At 70.9% G+C, this 14812-nt stretch carries 15 protein-coding genes; 8 read left to right on the forward strand and 7 right to left on the reverse strand.

Annotated features, from left to right (window positions below; genetic code table 11):
- Positions 1 to 51: 51 nt before the first annotated feature.
- A complete protein-coding gene (locus tag ACIA8K_RS10270; RefSeq protein WP_396057091.1) occupies positions 52 to 2184 on the reverse strand; it encodes a DEAD/DEAH box helicase in 2133 nt (710 codons plus the stop codon).
- 46 nt (positions 2185 to 2230) lie between these two features.
- Here ACIA8K_RS10270 and ACIA8K_RS10275 point away from each other — a divergent pair, with 46 nt between their 5' ends.
- Positions 2231 to 3130 carry an SMP-30/gluconolactonase/LRE family protein gene (locus ACIA8K_RS10275; protein WP_396057093.1) on the forward strand — a complete coding sequence of 300 codons (900 nt, stop codon included), beginning with the start codon at positions 2231 to 2233 and terminating at the stop codon, positions 3128 to 3130.
- A gap of 19 nt (positions 3131 to 3149) precedes the next feature.
- Here ACIA8K_RS10275 and ACIA8K_RS10280 read toward each other — a convergent pair whose 3' ends face one another.
- Positions 3150 to 4169: a GlxA family transcriptional regulator gene (locus ACIA8K_RS10280; RefSeq protein ID WP_396057095.1), complete on the reverse strand. Its 1020-nt coding sequence runs from the start codon at positions 4167 to 4169 to the stop codon at positions 3150 to 3152.
- Positions 4170 to 4222: 53 nt separating this feature from the next.
- On the opposite strand from ACIA8K_RS10280, the gene ACIA8K_RS10285 reads away from it, so the two are divergent.
- On the forward strand, positions 4223 to 5548 hold the full coding sequence (locus tag ACIA8K_RS10285; protein ID WP_396057098.1) for an MFS transporter: 1326 nt from the start codon (positions 4223 to 4225) through the stop codon (positions 5546 to 5548).
- A gap of 77 nt (positions 5549 to 5625) precedes the next feature.
- Entirely contained in the window at positions 5626 to 6015 is a 390-nt protein-coding gene (locus tag ACIA8K_RS10290; protein WP_396057100.1) for a cupin domain-containing protein, read from the forward strand.
- A 16-nt stretch (positions 6016 to 6031) separates the two neighbouring features.
- On the opposite strand, the gene ACIA8K_RS10295 is transcribed toward ACIA8K_RS10290, so the two are convergent.
- Together ACIA8K_RS10295 and ACIA8K_RS10300 are read right to left on the reverse strand one after the other, a co-directional pair.
- On the reverse strand, positions 6032 to 6571 hold the full coding sequence (locus ACIA8K_RS10295; RefSeq protein ID WP_396057102.1) for a hypothetical protein: 540 nt from the start codon (positions 6569 to 6571) through the stop codon (positions 6032 to 6034).
- Positions 6572 to 6761: 190 nt separating this feature from the next.
- Entirely contained in the window at positions 6762 to 7490 is a 729-nt protein-coding gene (locus tag ACIA8K_RS10300; RefSeq protein ID WP_396057104.1) for a hypothetical protein, read from the reverse strand.
- A 187-nt stretch (positions 7491 to 7677) separates the two neighbouring features.
- On the opposite strand from ACIA8K_RS10300, the gene ACIA8K_RS10305 reads away from it, so the two are divergent.
- From ACIA8K_RS10305 to ACIA8K_RS10315, 3 genes are all read left to right on the forward strand, one after another.
- The gene (locus tag ACIA8K_RS10305; protein ID WP_396057106.1) at positions 7678 to 7944 is read left to right on the forward strand and encodes a hypothetical protein; all 267 of its coding nucleotides are present in this window, start codon (positions 7678 to 7680) and stop codon (positions 7942 to 7944) included.
- 106 nt (positions 7945 to 8050) lie between these two features.
- Positions 8051 to 8893, forward strand: a complete 843-nt coding sequence (locus ACIA8K_RS10310) for a helix-turn-helix transcriptional regulator (RefSeq protein ID WP_396057108.1) — start codon at positions 8051 to 8053, stop codon at positions 8891 to 8893.
- 68 nt (positions 8894 to 8961) lie between these two features.
- On the forward strand, positions 8962 to 9708 hold the full coding sequence (locus ACIA8K_RS10315) for an SDR family oxidoreductase (protein ID WP_396057110.1): 747 nt from the start codon (positions 8962 to 8964) through the stop codon (positions 9706 to 9708).
- Positions 9709 to 9727: 19 nt separating this feature from the next.
- On the opposite strand, the gene ACIA8K_RS10320 is transcribed toward ACIA8K_RS10315, so the two are convergent.
- From ACIA8K_RS10320 to ACIA8K_RS10330, 3 genes are all read right to left on the reverse strand, one after another.
- Complete coding sequence (locus tag ACIA8K_RS10320; protein ID WP_396057112.1) at positions 9728 to 10570, reverse strand: glycosyltransferase family 2 protein; 843 nt, start codon at positions 10568 to 10570, stop codon at positions 9728 to 9730.
- 172 nt (positions 10571 to 10742) lie between these two features.
- On the reverse strand, positions 10743 to 11897 hold the full coding sequence (locus tag ACIA8K_RS10325) for a cellulose binding domain-containing protein (protein WP_396057114.1): 1155 nt from the start codon (positions 11895 to 11897) through the stop codon (positions 10743 to 10745).
- A gap of 247 nt (positions 11898 to 12144) precedes the next feature.
- The gene (locus tag ACIA8K_RS10330; RefSeq protein ID WP_396057116.1) at positions 12145 to 12906 is read right to left on the reverse strand and encodes an IclR family transcriptional regulator; all 762 of its coding nucleotides are present in this window, start codon (positions 12904 to 12906) and stop codon (positions 12145 to 12147) included.
- Between the two features lie 78 nt (positions 12907 to 12984).
- Between ACIA8K_RS10330 and eda the strand changes: the two genes are divergently transcribed.
- Together eda and ACIA8K_RS10340 are read left to right on the forward strand one after the other, a co-directional pair.
- On the forward strand, positions 12985 to 13623 hold the full coding sequence (eda, locus tag ACIA8K_RS10335) for a bifunctional 4-hydroxy-2-oxoglutarate aldolase/2-dehydro-3-deoxy-phosphogluconate aldolase (RefSeq protein ID WP_396057118.1): 639 nt from the start codon (positions 12985 to 12987) through the stop codon (positions 13621 to 13623).
- A complete protein-coding gene (locus tag ACIA8K_RS10340) occupies positions 13617 to 14705 on the forward strand; it encodes a sugar kinase (RefSeq protein WP_396057120.1) in 1089 nt (362 codons plus the stop codon). The genes eda and ACIA8K_RS10340 overlap by 7 nt, the downstream gene beginning before the upstream one ends.
- Positions 14706 to 14812: the final 107 nt, after the last annotated feature.

Raw genomic sequence — 14812 nt, forward strand, 5'->3', positions numbered from 1 at the left:
CAGAGCGGGAAACGCTTCTAGATCTTGATCTTCAGGGCTTGGTGCGGCGCCCTAGACCGCCAGCCGGCGCTGTTCCTCCGCGATCACGGCCTTGGCCAGGTCGACGTCCACCGCGTCCGGGCTGGACCGCGCGACCTCGCTGTGCCTGGCGTACTCGTCGAAGATCTGCCGCTTCTGTTGCAGGATGTCGAGGATTCGCTGGTCCGGGCCGTCCTCGGTGAGCAGTCGGTGCACCTGTACGGATCGCACCTGGCCCATCCGGTGCGCGCGGGCCACGGCCTGGTCCTCGATCGTCGGCTTGATCTGCGGCTCACAGATGATCACCACGGAGGCGGCCTGGATGTTAAGTCCCACGCCGCCGGCCTGGATCTGGCTCATCAGCACGGAGTGGCCGGGGACCGCGCTGAACGCGTCCACGAGCTTCTGCCGTTCCTCGACCGGTGTGGAACCGGTCAGCGGCCCGAACGCGGACGGGCCCAGCAGCTCCGTCACCTGGGCCAGCACCGAGCGGAAGTTTGAGAAGATCACCACCTTGCGGCCGTTCTCCTTGGCCTCGGTGACCAGCTCCTTCAGCCGGTTCAGCTTGCCGCCCTTCGGGTCTGCGGTGAACGCGATCTGCCGCATCGCCATGAAGTTCCCGGCCGCGACCGCCTCCCGGTAGTCAAGCAGTTCCGCCCGGCTGAACCGTGACCATTCCTCGGCCTTGACCAGCTCGGGCAGCTCCTTGAGCACGTCCTCCTGGTTGCGCCGCAGGTAGACCGGGGCGACGGCGCGCCGGAAGGACACCGGGCCGGCCGCGGTCTCGGACAGGTCCAGCCCGTCCGACACCCGCGGTTGCAGGTACTCGATCAGGTTGCGGAACTCGTCAAGTTTGTTCTCCATCGGCGTGCCGGACAGGAAGATCACCCGTGGCACCCGGGCCGTCCACTCGCGGACCGCCTTCGACCGGCGGGTGTCCGGGTTCTTCACGTAGTGCGCCTCGTCGACGACCATCAGCGCCACCCGTGCGCGCTCCGGCACGTCAAGCGTGTGCAGCGAGTCCACTGTGGCCACGCCGACGCCGCCGTCCTCAAGCCAGGTCCGCAGGTTCGGGCCGCGCTGGCCGCCGTGCAGCAGGTAGGCGTTCAGCTTGCTTCGCTCGGCGACCTCACGCGTCCAGTTGACCATCACGCTGGCCGGGCAGACCACCAGGAAATGCGTCTCGCCCCGGGCCCGCAGGTGCGCCATCGCGGCTATCGACTGGACCGTCTTGCCGAGGCCCATCTCGTCCCCGATGATCACCCGGCCCTGGGCCAGCGCGAACCGGGCGCCGAAGGATTGGTAGCCGCGCAGCGTCACGGTCCGGAACGTGTCGTCGAGTTCCTGGCGGCGTACCCGCCCGGTGATGTCGGTCGGCAGGAAGCCCTGGGCCGAGTCCAGGTCCGGCTGCTCCGCGCCAAGCTCGCCGAAGGCCGTGTAGTACTCCGCGGACCGCTTCTCGAAGTCCTTCCACACCGTGCGCGGCGTGGCCGGGCGCTCGCGGATCGCCCGCTCCGCCTTGGCAAGTGCGGCAGGCAGCTTCTCCCGGTCCGCGTCCTGGACCATCCGCCGCAGCTGCTCGACCGCGGCGCCGGCCCGCTCCCGCCCGGCCCGGCCGGCGAACAGGCTCCGCAGCAGGCTGCCCGCGACCGTCGCGGACCGCAGCGCGGACTCCAACTCGTCCACGAGCCGCCGGGCCGGGCCACGCGCCGGCGCCACCGCGGGCTCGGCCCGCAGCACCCGGTGAGTAGCCGTGAGCAGCGCGGTCGCGGCCCGGTCCTTCTTGTCGACGTTGACGCGCACCGCAAGCGACCGCTCGGCCGCCTCGGCGACCTGTTCGGCGGTCTCCTTGAGTTGCCGCGCGCTCGCCGCGCTCAGCCCGGGGATCTGCGCCAGCTCAGCCTCGGACCGGCTCCGGACCGCGCCGACAGTGGTCAGCCCGGCCTTCTCAAGCGGCCCGGTCCGGACCTTCGCGCCGCCCGCGTCGCGGAGCGCCGAGATCGGCAGCGTCTCCAGCTGCGCGGCCAGCAACTGGTCGCGTTCCTGCAGGTAGGCGTCGCGTGCCTCGCCCCTGATGTGCCGATCGCCGTCCGCGACCCGCTCGGCGGCGTCCCGCAGCCGGCGTCCCGCGGCCAGCACCTGCCGCGCTTGCGCCCGCTCTACCACGCGGTACAGGTTACGTGCCCCGCGCATCTGCTCTTAATCTGCTGGGATGACGGAGTTGGTCAAGGCACGATTCGAGGTCCTGGACGACAGGTTCGCGCGCATCAACGGCGACGAGTGGATGCAGCGACTGCACACCGGCTGCCGTTGGACGGAGGGCCCGGCGTACTTCCCGGCCGGCCGTTACCTGATCTTCAGCGACATCCCCAACGAGCGGATCCTGCGGTACGACGAGACCACAGGCGTGGTCGGCGTGTTCCGGGAGCCGTCCGGCTACGCGAACGGCCACACCGTCGACCGTTCCGGCCGCCTGGTCAGCTGCGAGCACGGCAACCGGCGCGTCACCCGTACCGAGCATGACGGCAGCCTCACAGTGATCGCGGACCGCTGGGAGGGCAAGCGCCTGAACAGCCCGAACGACGTGGTCGTGCAGTCCGGCGGCGCGATCTGGTTCACCGACCCGAGCTACGGCATCGACAGCGACTACGAGGGTCACCGGTCGCCGAGCGAGATCGGCGCCTGCCACGTCTACCGCGCCGATCCGGACACCGGCGAGGTGCACCGGGTCGCGGACGACTTCGCGAAGCCGAACGGCCTGGCCTTCTCCCTCGACGAGACCCGGCTCTACATTGCGGACACCGCCCGCCGGCACCTTCGCCGCTTCGACGTCACCCCGGAGGGCACGCTGACCGGCGGCGACGTGTTCGCCACCTGCGACAGCGGCAGCTTCGACGGCCTGCGCCTGGACGCCGACGGCCGGGTCTGGGTCGCGGCCGGCGACGGCCTGCACTGCTTCGACCCGGACGGCACGCTTATCGGCAAGCTGCACGTCCCGGAGACCGTCTCCAACTTCACGTTCGGCGGCCTGAAACGCAACCAGCTCTACATCACGGCGACGTCATCGCTCTACGGCCTCCGCCTCACCATCAACGGCGCGAAGCCGCTCTGATTCGCGCGACCGGCATCGATCAGGCCACCTCGGTACGGCGGAAGGCGCGGCGGTAGGCGCTGGGGGCCACGCCGATCGCGGTGTGCAGGTGTTGGCGGAGGGAGGATGCGGTGCCGAGGCCGCAGCGGCGGGCGATCTGGTCGACGTTGAGCGTGGTGGTCTCCAGGAGTTGGCGGGCCAGGTCGAGACGGCGTTGGAGGAGCCAGCGGTTGGGGCTGACGCCGGTCTCCTCCCGGAAGCGGCGGGTGAACGTGCGCACGCTCATCCGGGCGTGGCCGGCCAGGTCCGGCAGGGTGAGCGGGTCGGCGAGATGTTCCAGCGCCCAGCGGCGGGTCGCGGCCGTGTCCGCGCCGGCCGGGGAGGTGGGGACCGGGCGCTCGATGTACTGGGCCTGGCCGCCCTCACGCCAGGACGGGACCACGCAGCGGCGGGCGGCCCGGTTGGCGACCTCGCTGCCGTGGTCGGTGCGGATGATGTGCAGGCAGAGGTCGATGCCGGCCGCGACGCCGGCCGAGGTGAGCACCTCGCCGTCGTCCACGAACAGCACCTCCGGGTCCAGCTTGACCTGCGGGTAGAGCCGCCGGAACGTGTCCACCCAGCCCCAGTGCGTGGTGGCGGGGCGGTCGTCGAGCAGCCCGGCGGCGGCAAGCACCATCGAGGCGGTGCATATCGACACGATGCGGGCGCCGCGCGCGTGTGCGGTGCGCAGCGCGAGGTGGACGGCCGGGTCCAGCGTGCCGTCCGTGACAGGTGGCCCGGAGTCCACGCCCGGCACCACGATCGTGTCGGCCACCGCCAGCAGGCTCAGGTCGGCGCCGTCCTCCGGGCCGATCAGGATGCCCGCGCCGGCCGTGATCGGGCGCCCGTCCGGCGTACACACGCGGGTCTTGTAGAGGCGCCGTTCGGTTGTGTCGCGGGCGGAGCGGAACAGCTGGACGGCCGTGCCGAGGTCGAACGGCACGACGCCGGGCAGCGCGAGCACGGCCACGATGTGCCGGGCGTCGCGCTCGCCGGTCGGGGGCCGGTGCTGAGAATGCATGGCCCAATTCTTGCGCACACTGGCCTGTGGGCCACTAGTAGTAACGGCCGGTCATGAAGAAACTCGTTACCGTGCGGAACTACCGAATCCATCCCGCCTGGTTCGTCGCCGTGGTCGCGTTTGTCGCGCTGATCGGCGCCGCCGGCTTCCGGGCCACGCCCGGTGTCATGCTGCACCCGCTGCACGCGGAGTTCGGCTGGCCGCTCGCCGTGATCTCCGCGGCCGTCAGCGTGAACCTGCTGCTCTACGGCTTGACCGCGCCGTTCGCGGCCGCGCTGATGGACAGGTTCGGCATCCGGCGGGTCGCGGCAGTGGCGCTGCTGCTCGTCGCGACCGGCAGCGGGCTGACCGTGTTCATGAACGCGAGCTGGCAGCTGCTGCTCTGCTGGGGCGTGCTGGTCGGGCTCGGCACCGGCTCGATGGCGCTGTCGTTCGTGGCGACAGTTACCGGGCGCTGGTTCGTGAAGCGCCGCGGCCTGGTCACCGGCGTGCTGACCGCGGGCGGCGCGGCCGGCCAACTGATCTTCCTGCCGGTCCTGGCCGTGCTTGTCCGCGACAACGGCTGGCGCACCGCGTCGCTCACCGTCACCGTGGCCGCGCTCCTCGTCGTACCGCTGATCTGGTTCTTCCTCCGCGACCACCCGCGCGATCTGGGCGTGACCGCTTACGGCGCCTCGGCCGAGGGGGAGCAGGTGCCACAACCCCAGGGCAACGCGGCGGTACGGGCGGTGCGCGCACTGCGCCCGGCCGCGCGGACGCGTGCGTTCTGGCTGCTCGCGGGCGGCTTCGCGATCTGCGGTGCTACCACGAACGGACTGGTCGGCACGCACTTCATCCCGGCCGCGCACGACCACGGGATGACCGAGGCCGCGGCCGCGAGCCTGCTGGCGCTGATCGGCGTGTTCGACATCGTCGGCACCATCGCGTCCGGCTGGCTGACCGACCGCTTCGACAGCCGGATCCTGCTCGGCGCGTACTACGGGCTGCGCGGCCTGTCGCTGATGGTGCTGCCGCTGCTGTTCGCGCGGGAGACCGGCCCGAGCATGCTGGTCTTCATCCTGTTCTACGGCCTGGACTGGGTGGCCACTGTCCCGCCGACCGTGGCGCTGTGCCGGCAGTACTTCGGCGCGGACGGCGCGGTCGTGTTCGGCTGGGTCTTCGCCTCGCACCAGGTGGGCGCCGCGATCGCGGCCACCGCGGCCGGCCTGGTCCGTGACCGGCTGGGCGAGTACACGCTGGCCTGGTACGTCGCGGGCGGTCTCGCACTCGGCGCGGCCGTGCTGTCACTGCTGCTGTTCCGCGTCCGCCGCCACGACCGGGTGACGCCGCCGGTGACGGGCCTCGCGGAGCCGGGCCGCTGGTCCCTCAAGACCACGTGACGTCCGGCGGGCGTGATGTCGGAGACGGGGCCGAAAGACCCGAATGGCGGGGCGGAGACCGGGGTAGAACAGAGGTCATGGAGCACTACACGATCGCCACCGTAGCAGAGCAGTACTCGGATTTCCGTCGCGTCCTCTGGACCGGCAAGCACACCCAGGTCGTGATCATGACGATCCCGACCGGCGGCGAGATCGGTGAGGAGGTCCACGAGGTGGACCAGATCCTCACGTTCGTCAGCGGTGTCGGCCAGGCCAAGGTCAGCGGCCAGACGCGCAAGGTCACCCAGGGCGACATGGTCATCGTCCCGGCCGGTGCCAAGCACAACTTCACCAACGAGGGCCCGAACCCGCTGGTGCTCTACACGGTCTACGGGCCGGCCGAGCACGCGGACGGCGCGGTGCACGCCACCAAGGAGGAGGCGGACGCGCTCGAGGAGGCCGGCAAGGACGAGCCGCCGACCTCCTGAGACGCGTAGCGCCTGATCAGCTGAGGATGTCGGTGTCGCCGGCGACCGCGCACTGCATGAGCGCGGCGCTGGCGGCCAGCTCGCGCGAGGCCGCGGACGCCAGATCGAGCTCCCGCTCGGCACCGCTGACGTGAAGTGCGCCGTACAGGGCGACGGCCACGTCCGCGGTGCCGCCCGTGCTCAGGTGGGTCAGCAGCAGGTCGCTGATGTACTGGTCGCTGATCTGGCCCGGGCCCGGGTGCCGGTAAGCGATGAGCCGCCGCCACAGGTTGCCGGTCTCGCCGACGAACGTGCGGTGCCCGCAGATCGGGTCGACCCAGGTGAAGCGGTAGAGACCGGGCCGGTCCGGCAGTACCGGGAAGGCGAGCCGTCCCAGGCTGTCCACAGTGATCTTCCCGGAGTGGCGCCAGCCCATCGTGATGCGCAGATCCACGGTGCCGCCCTTGGGCCTCGGTGCGTCGTACCCGCGGTAGCCGGCGCCGAGGTTCGGCCGATCCACGGTCGCCGTGCCGGCCGCGAGCAGCTCGGCCAGCGGATCAGTGTGGTTGCCGGGCATCGAACCCGCCCCCTTCGTCCTCCGGGAGCGGCCGGTCGGGCCGCGTCTCCGGACAGGTTGCCTGCCGTCGGTAGGTGGCGGCGACCGATCGTGCCGGGTGGCCGCGCAAGGCTAATTCTGCTCGCGTTCGCGCCCGTGCCGACTCCGCTGAGCGGTTCGCATGCCCACCGGCTCGGTGACCCGGCATCGGCTATGCGGCGGACGGTTCCGACCGTCGGTCGCCCCCGGTGTCGAACATTCGCCTTAACTCGATCCGGGCCCGTTCAATGGCCGCGCGCAGCCGCCCGGGGGAGGCGTCCACCGGGGCGTTCGCGGGAAGATCCAGGTCAACGCCGGTAAGATCGCGCCGGAGCCAGACCCGGACCGCCTCCCGATCACGGAGCGTGTCCCCATGATCGGCAACGTTCCAGGTATCGGTCAGATACGGCGTGTTGTCACGGCCGAGCGCGGCCAGCAGCCCGGCACGGCGGGTGAGGCAGGCCGGGCAGTGCCCGCAGTGTGCGGTCGTCGACCGGGCGTCCGTCAGCAGCAGCGGTGCCCGGGTGCAGCTGATCGTCCGGGTGAGCACCGGCGCGGGCAGGCCGGCCCGGCGACCCTGCCAGAACGTCTCTCCCTGGGTCATTAGCAGGTACGGGTTGAGCGCCCCGGCCGGCGCCGGCTCGACGCCCGGCGGCATCGCCATCGCCCGCAGCACGTGTGCGGGCACGATCCCCGGACGGTCGCCGGAACTGCGCAACGTGACCGGCCGGACCGCGATCGACTCGACTGCCGCGAACAGTTCCCGGATGCGTCGTGCCTGACCGTCAGCGACGTCGTCCGGGCCGATCAGAATCAGTGGATGCGACCCGGCGCGCGCCCGCTCGGCTGCGTATGCGGTCGAGTCGGGGTCGCCGGTGAATGGCACCGTCTCCTCCGCCACCAGCACCTCCCGCGCTCGCCGCCGACCATAGTAAATACCCGTAGTCATTGGCTAGTGTCACTCAGTTGCGAGAAGCTGTCTTGCATGGGAATTGCGTGGAAAGGTCTTCCATGGCGTCCGAAACGGGACACGTGCGAATCGGCATTTTATGTTGTCAATGCCGCTTCCCGCACTCGAAAATGCTTCCGTGACCAGTCAGCCGCCGACCGATCCACCCGCACGCCCCGCCCTCAACCAGATGTCACGCCGGTACCGCGGCGGCCAGGGGCGCAACGCGAAGCCGAGCCCGCGCCCCGCGCCGGAGGCCGTCCCGCCGCCACCGGACCCGTGCCCCGACCGGCGCCGTCACGACCGCCGGGTCCTGATCCAGCAGCGCCTGGGATATGCGGCCCTCACGCTGGCCCTCATGATCGCCACCGGCGCCACCGTTGCGCTGGCCTGCACCCACGGCTGACCGATTTATCCCCGATCCTCGACTCCCCGGATAAAGACGGCGCGGGAAACCACGACGGCAGAGGCCAGACTGGGATCACACCGCACCACGAGGGGAGGAGGACACCGTGACCGGACTCGACGAGCTGGGCCGGTTCCTGCGCAGCCGCCGGGAGGCGCTGCTGCCGGAGGACGTCGGCTTCCCCGGTGGCGGCCGGCGGCGTACCCCCGGCCTGCGGCGTGAGGAGATCGCGCTCCTGGCCGCCCTCTCCGCCGACTACTACTCACGGCTGGAACAGGGCAGGACCGGCAGCGTCTCCCCGGCCGCGCTCGCCTCGCTGGCCCGCGCCATGCGGCTGTCCGCGGACGAACGCGACTACCTGTTCCGGCTCGGCGGGCACCAGCCGCCACCCCGGAACTCCGCCCACGCGCACGTCGATCCGGCCATGCTGTTCCTGCTCGACGCGCTCGGCGACACTCCCGCCCAGGTCACCGACGACCTGTGCACAGTGATCGCGCAGAACCGGGCCGCCACCGCGCTGCTCGGCCGCTGGGCCGGGCTGCCGGACCACAAGTCGAACGTGATCTGGCGCTGGTTCACCGACCCGTCCTCCCGCGCGCTCAACGATCCCGCGGAACACCTGGCGATCGGCCGGGCGTACGTCGCCGACTTCCGGGCCGGGCTGGCCCGGCGGCCACCGGGGGACAGGTACGGCCAGGAGATCGTCGACGAACTCCTGGCCCGCAGCCCTGAGTTCGCCGAGCTGTGGGCGGCACACGAGGTCGCGCCGCTTGCCTCGGTCCGCAAGCGGCTGCTGCATCCGGAGGCCGGCGCGCTCGACCTGCAGTGCGACGTGGTCCTCAGCCCGGAGACCGGCCACCGGCTCCATCTCTTCCGGCCCGCGCCCGGCTCCGGCGCCGGCGAGCAGCTCGCCTTCCTCTCCGTCCTCGCCGGCCAGCTCTTCCACTAGATCCGTCCATCCGTCCCGACCCGGCCGTACTGGTTCGGGTGATCCACCATGCCCAGAACAGGAAGATCATGAAGCTCACCGGAAACACAGTCTTCATCCCCGGCGCCACGTCCGGCATCGGACTCGGGCTGGCGCTGCGGCTGCACGAGCGGGGCAACACCGTCATCATCGGCGGGCGGCGGACCGCGCTGCTGGAGCGGATCGCGGCCGAGCACCCCGGCATCGACACGGTGGAGATCGACACGACCGAGCCGGCGTCGATCGCGGCCGCGGCCGCCGCGCTCGCGGACCGTCACCCCACGCTTGACACGCTTGTCACGGTGGCCGGCATCATGCTCCCGGAGAACCTGCTCGACCCGGCGTCGCTGGCGACCGCGGAGGCCACGATCGTCACGAACCTGCTCGGGCCGGTCCGGCTCGTCGCCGCGTTCCTGCCGATCCTCCGGACGCAGCCGCAGGCCACGATCGTGACCGTCTCGTCCGGGCTGGCCTTCGTGCCGCTGCCCGCGACGCCGAGCTACGCCGCGAGCAAGGCCGCGATCCACTCGTACACCGAGAGCCTGCGGGTTCAGCTGCGGGACACGGCGGTCCAGGTCATCGAGTGGGTACCGCCGGCCACCCGGACCACGCTGATGAACCAGCAGGACAGTGAGATCGCGATGCCGCTCGACGAATTCCTCGACGAGTCGCTGAGCCTGCTTGAATCGCAGCCGGACGCCTCCGAGATCCTGGTCGAGCGGGTCAAGTGGCAGCGCAACGCGGTGGCCGAGGGCCGGTACGACGAGGTGCTCGGCGTGCTCAGCAGCCGCTTCTGATCCGCCCGCCGGCCGGCGCTCAGGCGTGCGCGCCGGCAAGCATGCGGACCGAGGCCTCGACGTGGTCCGGGAGCAGCCGCCGGTTGCGCAGCGCCCACGGCAGCAACCGGGCCGCGTCGCCCAGCCCGGCACGATCCGGGCCGCCCGCGCGCCAGGCCGCCCGAGCTGCGGCGGCGCCGATCGGGAGGGGGCGGCGCAGCCACGCGGTGAGCAGGTCGTTGCGGGCCTGCCGTCGTCGGCGTCCTTCGATGTCCCGGCCCGTGGGCAGTGGCAGGTGCCGGACGGTCAGCGCGGGTACGTAGGCCAGGCCCCAGCCGGCCGCGGCCAGGTCCATGGCGAGCAGCGCCTCCTCGCCGTACACGTGAAGCGTGGGGTTGAATCCGCCCACGGCCAGGAACGCGTCCCGGCGGACCACTGCCGCGCAGCCGAGAAAGCCGAGCACGGCCGGGCCGGGCAGATCCGGGGGTGAGCCCAGCGGGGCCGCCTTCATCGCCGCGGAGATCGGGTCGCCCCGGCCGTCCGCCCCCACAAGCACCTGTGCCGCGAGCAGCGCGACGTGCGGATGGACGTCGAGCAGCGTCGCCGCCTTGCCGAGCGAGCCCGCCTCCCAGTAGGAGTCGTCGTCAGCGAACGCCACGTAGGGCGTGGCCGCCAGCTCCGCTCCCGCGTTCCGCGCCGCCGCGCCCATGTTCGTGTGCGCCCGCACCACGTGCACGTGCGGCATCGCCTCGCTTACCGCGTCCGCGGTCCCGTCCTCGGACGCGTTGTCCACCAGGATCACCGGCACCTCATGCCGCGGCAGGTAACGCAACAGCTGATCACGGCGGTTCCGGCTGGCCACGACCACTGTCACATCGTCCACCGGTGCCGCTTACCCGCCTTTTCCGCCCCTATGCGAGCCGCAGTCGGTTTTCCGGGCGCACCCCGTACCCCCGGGGAGGCACTTGATCTTCAGTCTGGGCTGCGGCGAGCGGCGGGAATGGAAAGGAGGGGCCGGTGCGGGCCGGCCCCTCCTCTGTGGGAACTGCGCGGGGTTAGGCGACCGCGCAGGCTGTGCCGTTCAGCGTGAACGCGCCCGGCTTGGCGAACGCGCCCGCCGAACTCGCCTGGAACCCGAACGATGCTGAGGCCCCGGCGGCGATCACACCGTTCCACCCGATGTTCTTCGCAGAGACATTCTGCCCGTTCTGGGTAACGGTGGCATTCCAAGAATTTCCGACCTGCTGGCCCGCCGGGAGCGCGAATCCGAGGTCCCAGCCGTTGATCGGCGAGGTGCTCGTGTTCCGGACCGTGACGTTCGCGGTGAAGCCGCCGTTCCAGCTGTTCGCGTCATAGGTGACCGCGCAGCCACCGGCCGGCGCGGGTGGCGTCGTGGTGGCCGTCGGGGTCGGCGACGGGGACGACGTGGTCGGGACCGTGGTCGGGTTGGTGCCGGTCCCGTTGACCGAGGCGGAGAACGAGTTGACCGCCAGGCCCGCGCCGCCGATCCACGGCTCGAAGCCGGCCTGGATGCTGGTCAGGTACCACGAGTTGGTGATCGCACCCCGGTTGCGGGTGTCGTTGATGAAGTCGAGCACGCTGAAGTTCCAGGACGGGATCGCGGACGGCGCCACGTAGGAGATGACGTTGTTGGCGCCGTTGCTGCCCTGCCAGACCTCCCAGGTCCGGCCGCCGATCGTGGTGTTGCCGACCGGGGAGCCGATCGGCTGGATGTTCCCCTGCCTGTTGAACCAGATCATGATCTCCATCTGGTTCACGCCGTCCCGCTTGGGCGACGGATCCAGCCAGATGTCGTACGCGGCGTCGTAGGTGCCGGAGACATAGGTGAAGTCGATCGAGCTGGTGGCGTTGGTGATCGCGCTGACCTGGATCGGCAGGTTCGTGCCCGGCGAGCACTTCGTGTAATGACACCCCACGAAGATCGACGGGTACGAGACGGGCGCGCCGCTGGTGTTGCCGACGCCCTGCTGGCGGGTGATGGAGAAGCCGGTGCCTGTCACGTTGATGCACTGCTCGGCCGAGGTGCCCCAGCGGTTGTTCTGCACGACGTACCGGTTCTGGATCGTGGCCGTGCCGTACTGCTCGCAGATCTGCGTGTCGGCGTGGGCGACGCCGTTGGTCACGAACGCGGTGGCCGCACCCGCAATCAGCAGGGCGGCCGCCGCGATGGCGCGCATCGGTCGTTTCATGAGTACAGTCCTTAAGGGTGTCCGTGGAGCCGGATGGTGGGGTTCCGGGTAGCACCCCTGGCGCTGTAACGGCGCGCAGACTGCGCTGCGCCATTTCCAGCCCAGGCTGGGCTGCGCTTATTCGGCTCAGGTTGGCTGAGCTGATTCGGCCCAGGTTGGGCGACCTGCACCGGGAGCGCTCCCAAGGGCCCCCACAGATTTACACGCCTGAAAACCACAGGCAACCCAAAGCCGCCTTTTGTTCTTCTTAAGAAAGAAGAGCGCGCGCCGCCCGTACGCCGCCGAGGGCGCTCCGCAGCACGTCAAGCACCTTCTCCTGAGTGGACGCGGTCACCCGCGCGGCCGGGATCGAGATGCTGATCGCGTCCGTGGCAGGCGTCCGCAGCGGCACCGTCATCGCGAAGCACACGATGCCCTCCGTGTTCTCCTGCCGGTCGATCGACCAGCCCTGCCGCGCGATCGCGTCCAGCTCGGTGCGGAGCGCGGCCGGGTCGGTGATCGTGTGCGGGGTCAGCGCGGCCAGCGGGCGGGGGAGCAATGCGTCCACCGCGGCCGGGGACAGCCCGGCGAGCAGCGCCTTGCCGAGCGCGGTCGCGTGCGCGGGCAGGTGCCGGCCGATCGCGCTGTAGAGCCGCAGCGGGTGGATCGACTCGCGTTTCGCCATGTAGACCACGTTCGGCCCGTCGAGGCGGCCGAGGTGCACAGTTTCACCGAGCTCCGCGGCCAGCCGGTCCAGGACCGCGGACAGCATGCCGACCGCGTCGTCCGCCTCCAGGTAGGCGGCGCCGACCTGCAGCGCCCGCATGCCGAGGCCGAAGCGGGTGCCGGTCGGGTCCGTCTCCACCCAGCCGCGGCGGGCCATGGTCCGCAGGATGCCGTGCAGCGAGCTCTTCGGGATGTCCAGCTCGCGGGCCAGCTCGACAAGGGACCTGCCGGGGTGCGCGGCGAGGCGCTCCAGGATCTCCAGCGTCCGGTCGGCGGACTTCACGGGCTGCCAGTCATCGGTCACAGGGGGCTCCTCACGGCGTACCCCCTGATTGTCGTTTGTCTTGACAGGGTCGGAGGCACGAGGGCTATGGTCACATACGTGACTGACGTTCGCCATCTTGAACAGACGATTGAGGCCGGCCGGATTCTGCCGGTGGTCGTGCTCCACGACGCGGCCGCCGCAGACGGTCTGGCCGACGCGCTCCTCGCCGGCGGCCTGCGCAGCGTGGAGGTGACCTTCCGCACCGACGCCGCGGCCGACGCCATCCGGGCCATGGCCCGGCGGCCGGAGCTGCTTGTCGGCGCCGGCACCGTGACCCGCGTCGAGCAGGTCGACCAGGCGGTGGAGGCGGGCGCGACGTTCCTGGTCAGCCCCGGCTTCTCGCCGAAGGTCGTGGCGCGCGCGCAGAAGCTGCAGGTGCCGATCTTCCCGGGCATCGCCACCGGCACCGAGATCCAGATGGCGCTCGACGTCGGGCTGACCACTGTCAAGTTCTTCCCGGCCGAGCAGCTGGGCGGCGCGCCGATGGTCAAGGCGCTCTCCGCGCCGTTCGCAAACGTCCGGTTCATCCCGACCGGCGGCGTCACCACCGCGAACCTCGCCGGTTACCTCGGGCTGCCGTCAGTGCTCGCGGTCGGCGGCACCTGGATGGTCGCGCCCGACCTGCTCGCCGCCCAGGACTGGGCCGAGGTCACCGCCCGCACCGCCGCCGCGCTCAAGGAGGCAGCCGCATGCTGAACATCCGTACCGACGCGGCCTTCGATGCGGTTTCGCTCGGCGAGATCATGCTCCGGCTCGATCCGGGCGAGGGGCGGATCAAGACGGCCCGCTCGTTCCGCGCCTGGGAGGGCGGCGGGGAGTACAACGTGGCCCGGGGCCTGCGCCGCGCGTTCGGCAAGCGCACCGCAGTGGTCACCGCGTTCGCGGACAACGAGGTCGGCCGGCTGCTTGAGGATCTGATCCTGCAGGGCGGCGTGGACACGTCCTTCATCCACTGGGCGGCGTACGACGGCATCGGCCGCACGGTCCGCAACGGCCTCAACTTCACCGAGCGCGGCTTCGGCGTGCGCGGCGCGGTCGGCGTCTCGGACCGCGGCCTGACCGCCGCGGCCCAGCTCAAGCCGTCCGACGTGGACTGGGAGCACCTGTTCGGCACGCTCGGCGTCCGGTGGCTGCACACCGGCGGCATCTACGCCGCACTCTCCGAGACCACGCCGGACGTGATCGAGGCCGCGATGGACGCCGCGCACCGGCACGGCACGATCGTCTCCTACGACCTCAACTACCGGCCCAGCCTCTGGCAGGCGATCGGCGGCAAGGACCGCGCGCAGGAGGTCAACCGCCGCCTCGCCCGGTACGTCGACGTGATGATCGGCAACGAGGAGGACTTCACCGCCTCGCTCGGCTTCGAGGTCCAAGGCGTCTCGGAGAACCTGGACACCCTGGAGACCGCCGCGTTCCGCGCCATGATCGAGGCGGCCGTGAAGGACTATCCGAACTTCCAGGTCGTCGCGACCACGCTTCGCACAGTGAAGACCGCCACGGTCAACGACTGGGGCGCGATCGCCTGGCAGGACGGCACGTTCGCCGAGGCCACCCACCGGCCCGGACTGGAGATCATGGACCGGGTGGGCGGCGGTGACAGCTTCGCCTCCGGGCTGATCTACGGTCTGCTCGAAGGGTTCGGCATCGACCAGGCCGTCGAATATGGAGCCGCGCACGGCGCGCTGGCGATGACCACGCCCGGCGACACGTCCATGGCGTCGCTGCGTGAGGTGCGGGCGCTCGTCGGCGGCAAGGGCGCGCGCGTTCAGCGATAGAACTTCCACCGGTGTGGCCGTGAGCTGAACTGCGGAAACGCGCGAGTTCATGGTCACCCGGCGGCGGGACGGGCCGCAATGCGAGTCATACGCCTCTACCATGGTGC

Source organism: Catenuloplanes sp. NPDC051500 (genome assembly GCF_044454585.1).
Taxonomy (GTDB): Bacteria; Actinomycetota; Actinomycetes; order Mycobacteriales; family Micromonosporaceae; genus Catenuloplanes.

Coding starts and splice junctions, on each gene's coding strand:
- ACIA8K_RS10280 (WP_396057095.1), bottom strand. CDS start 4,169: ATGCATTCTCAGCACCGGCCCCCGACCGGCGAGCGCGACGCCCGGCAC.
- ACIA8K_RS10315 (WP_396057110.1), top strand. CDS start 8,962: ATGAAGCTCACCGGAAACACAGTCTTCATCCCCGGCGCCACGTCCGGC.
- ACIA8K_RS10285 (WP_396057098.1), top strand. CDS start 4,223: ATGAAGAAACTCGTTACCGTGCGGAACTACCGAATCCATCCCGCCTGG.
- ACIA8K_RS10275 (WP_396057093.1), top strand. CDS start 2,231: ATGACGGAGTTGGTCAAGGCACGATTCGAGGTCCTGGACGACAGGTTC.
- ACIA8K_RS10340 (WP_396057120.1), top strand. CDS start 13,617: ATGCTGAACATCCGTACCGACGCGGCCTTCGATGCGGTTTCGCTCGGC.
- ACIA8K_RS10290 (WP_396057100.1), top strand. CDS start 5,626: ATGGAGCACTACACGATCGCCACCGTAGCAGAGCAGTACTCGGATTTC.
- ACIA8K_RS10325 (WP_396057114.1), bottom strand. CDS start 11,897: ATGAAACGACCGATGCGCGCCATCGCGGCGGCCGCCCTGCTGATTGCG.
- ACIA8K_RS10295 (WP_396057102.1), bottom strand. CDS start 6,571: ATGCCCGGCAACCACACTGATCCGCTGGCCGAGCTGCTCGCGGCCGGC.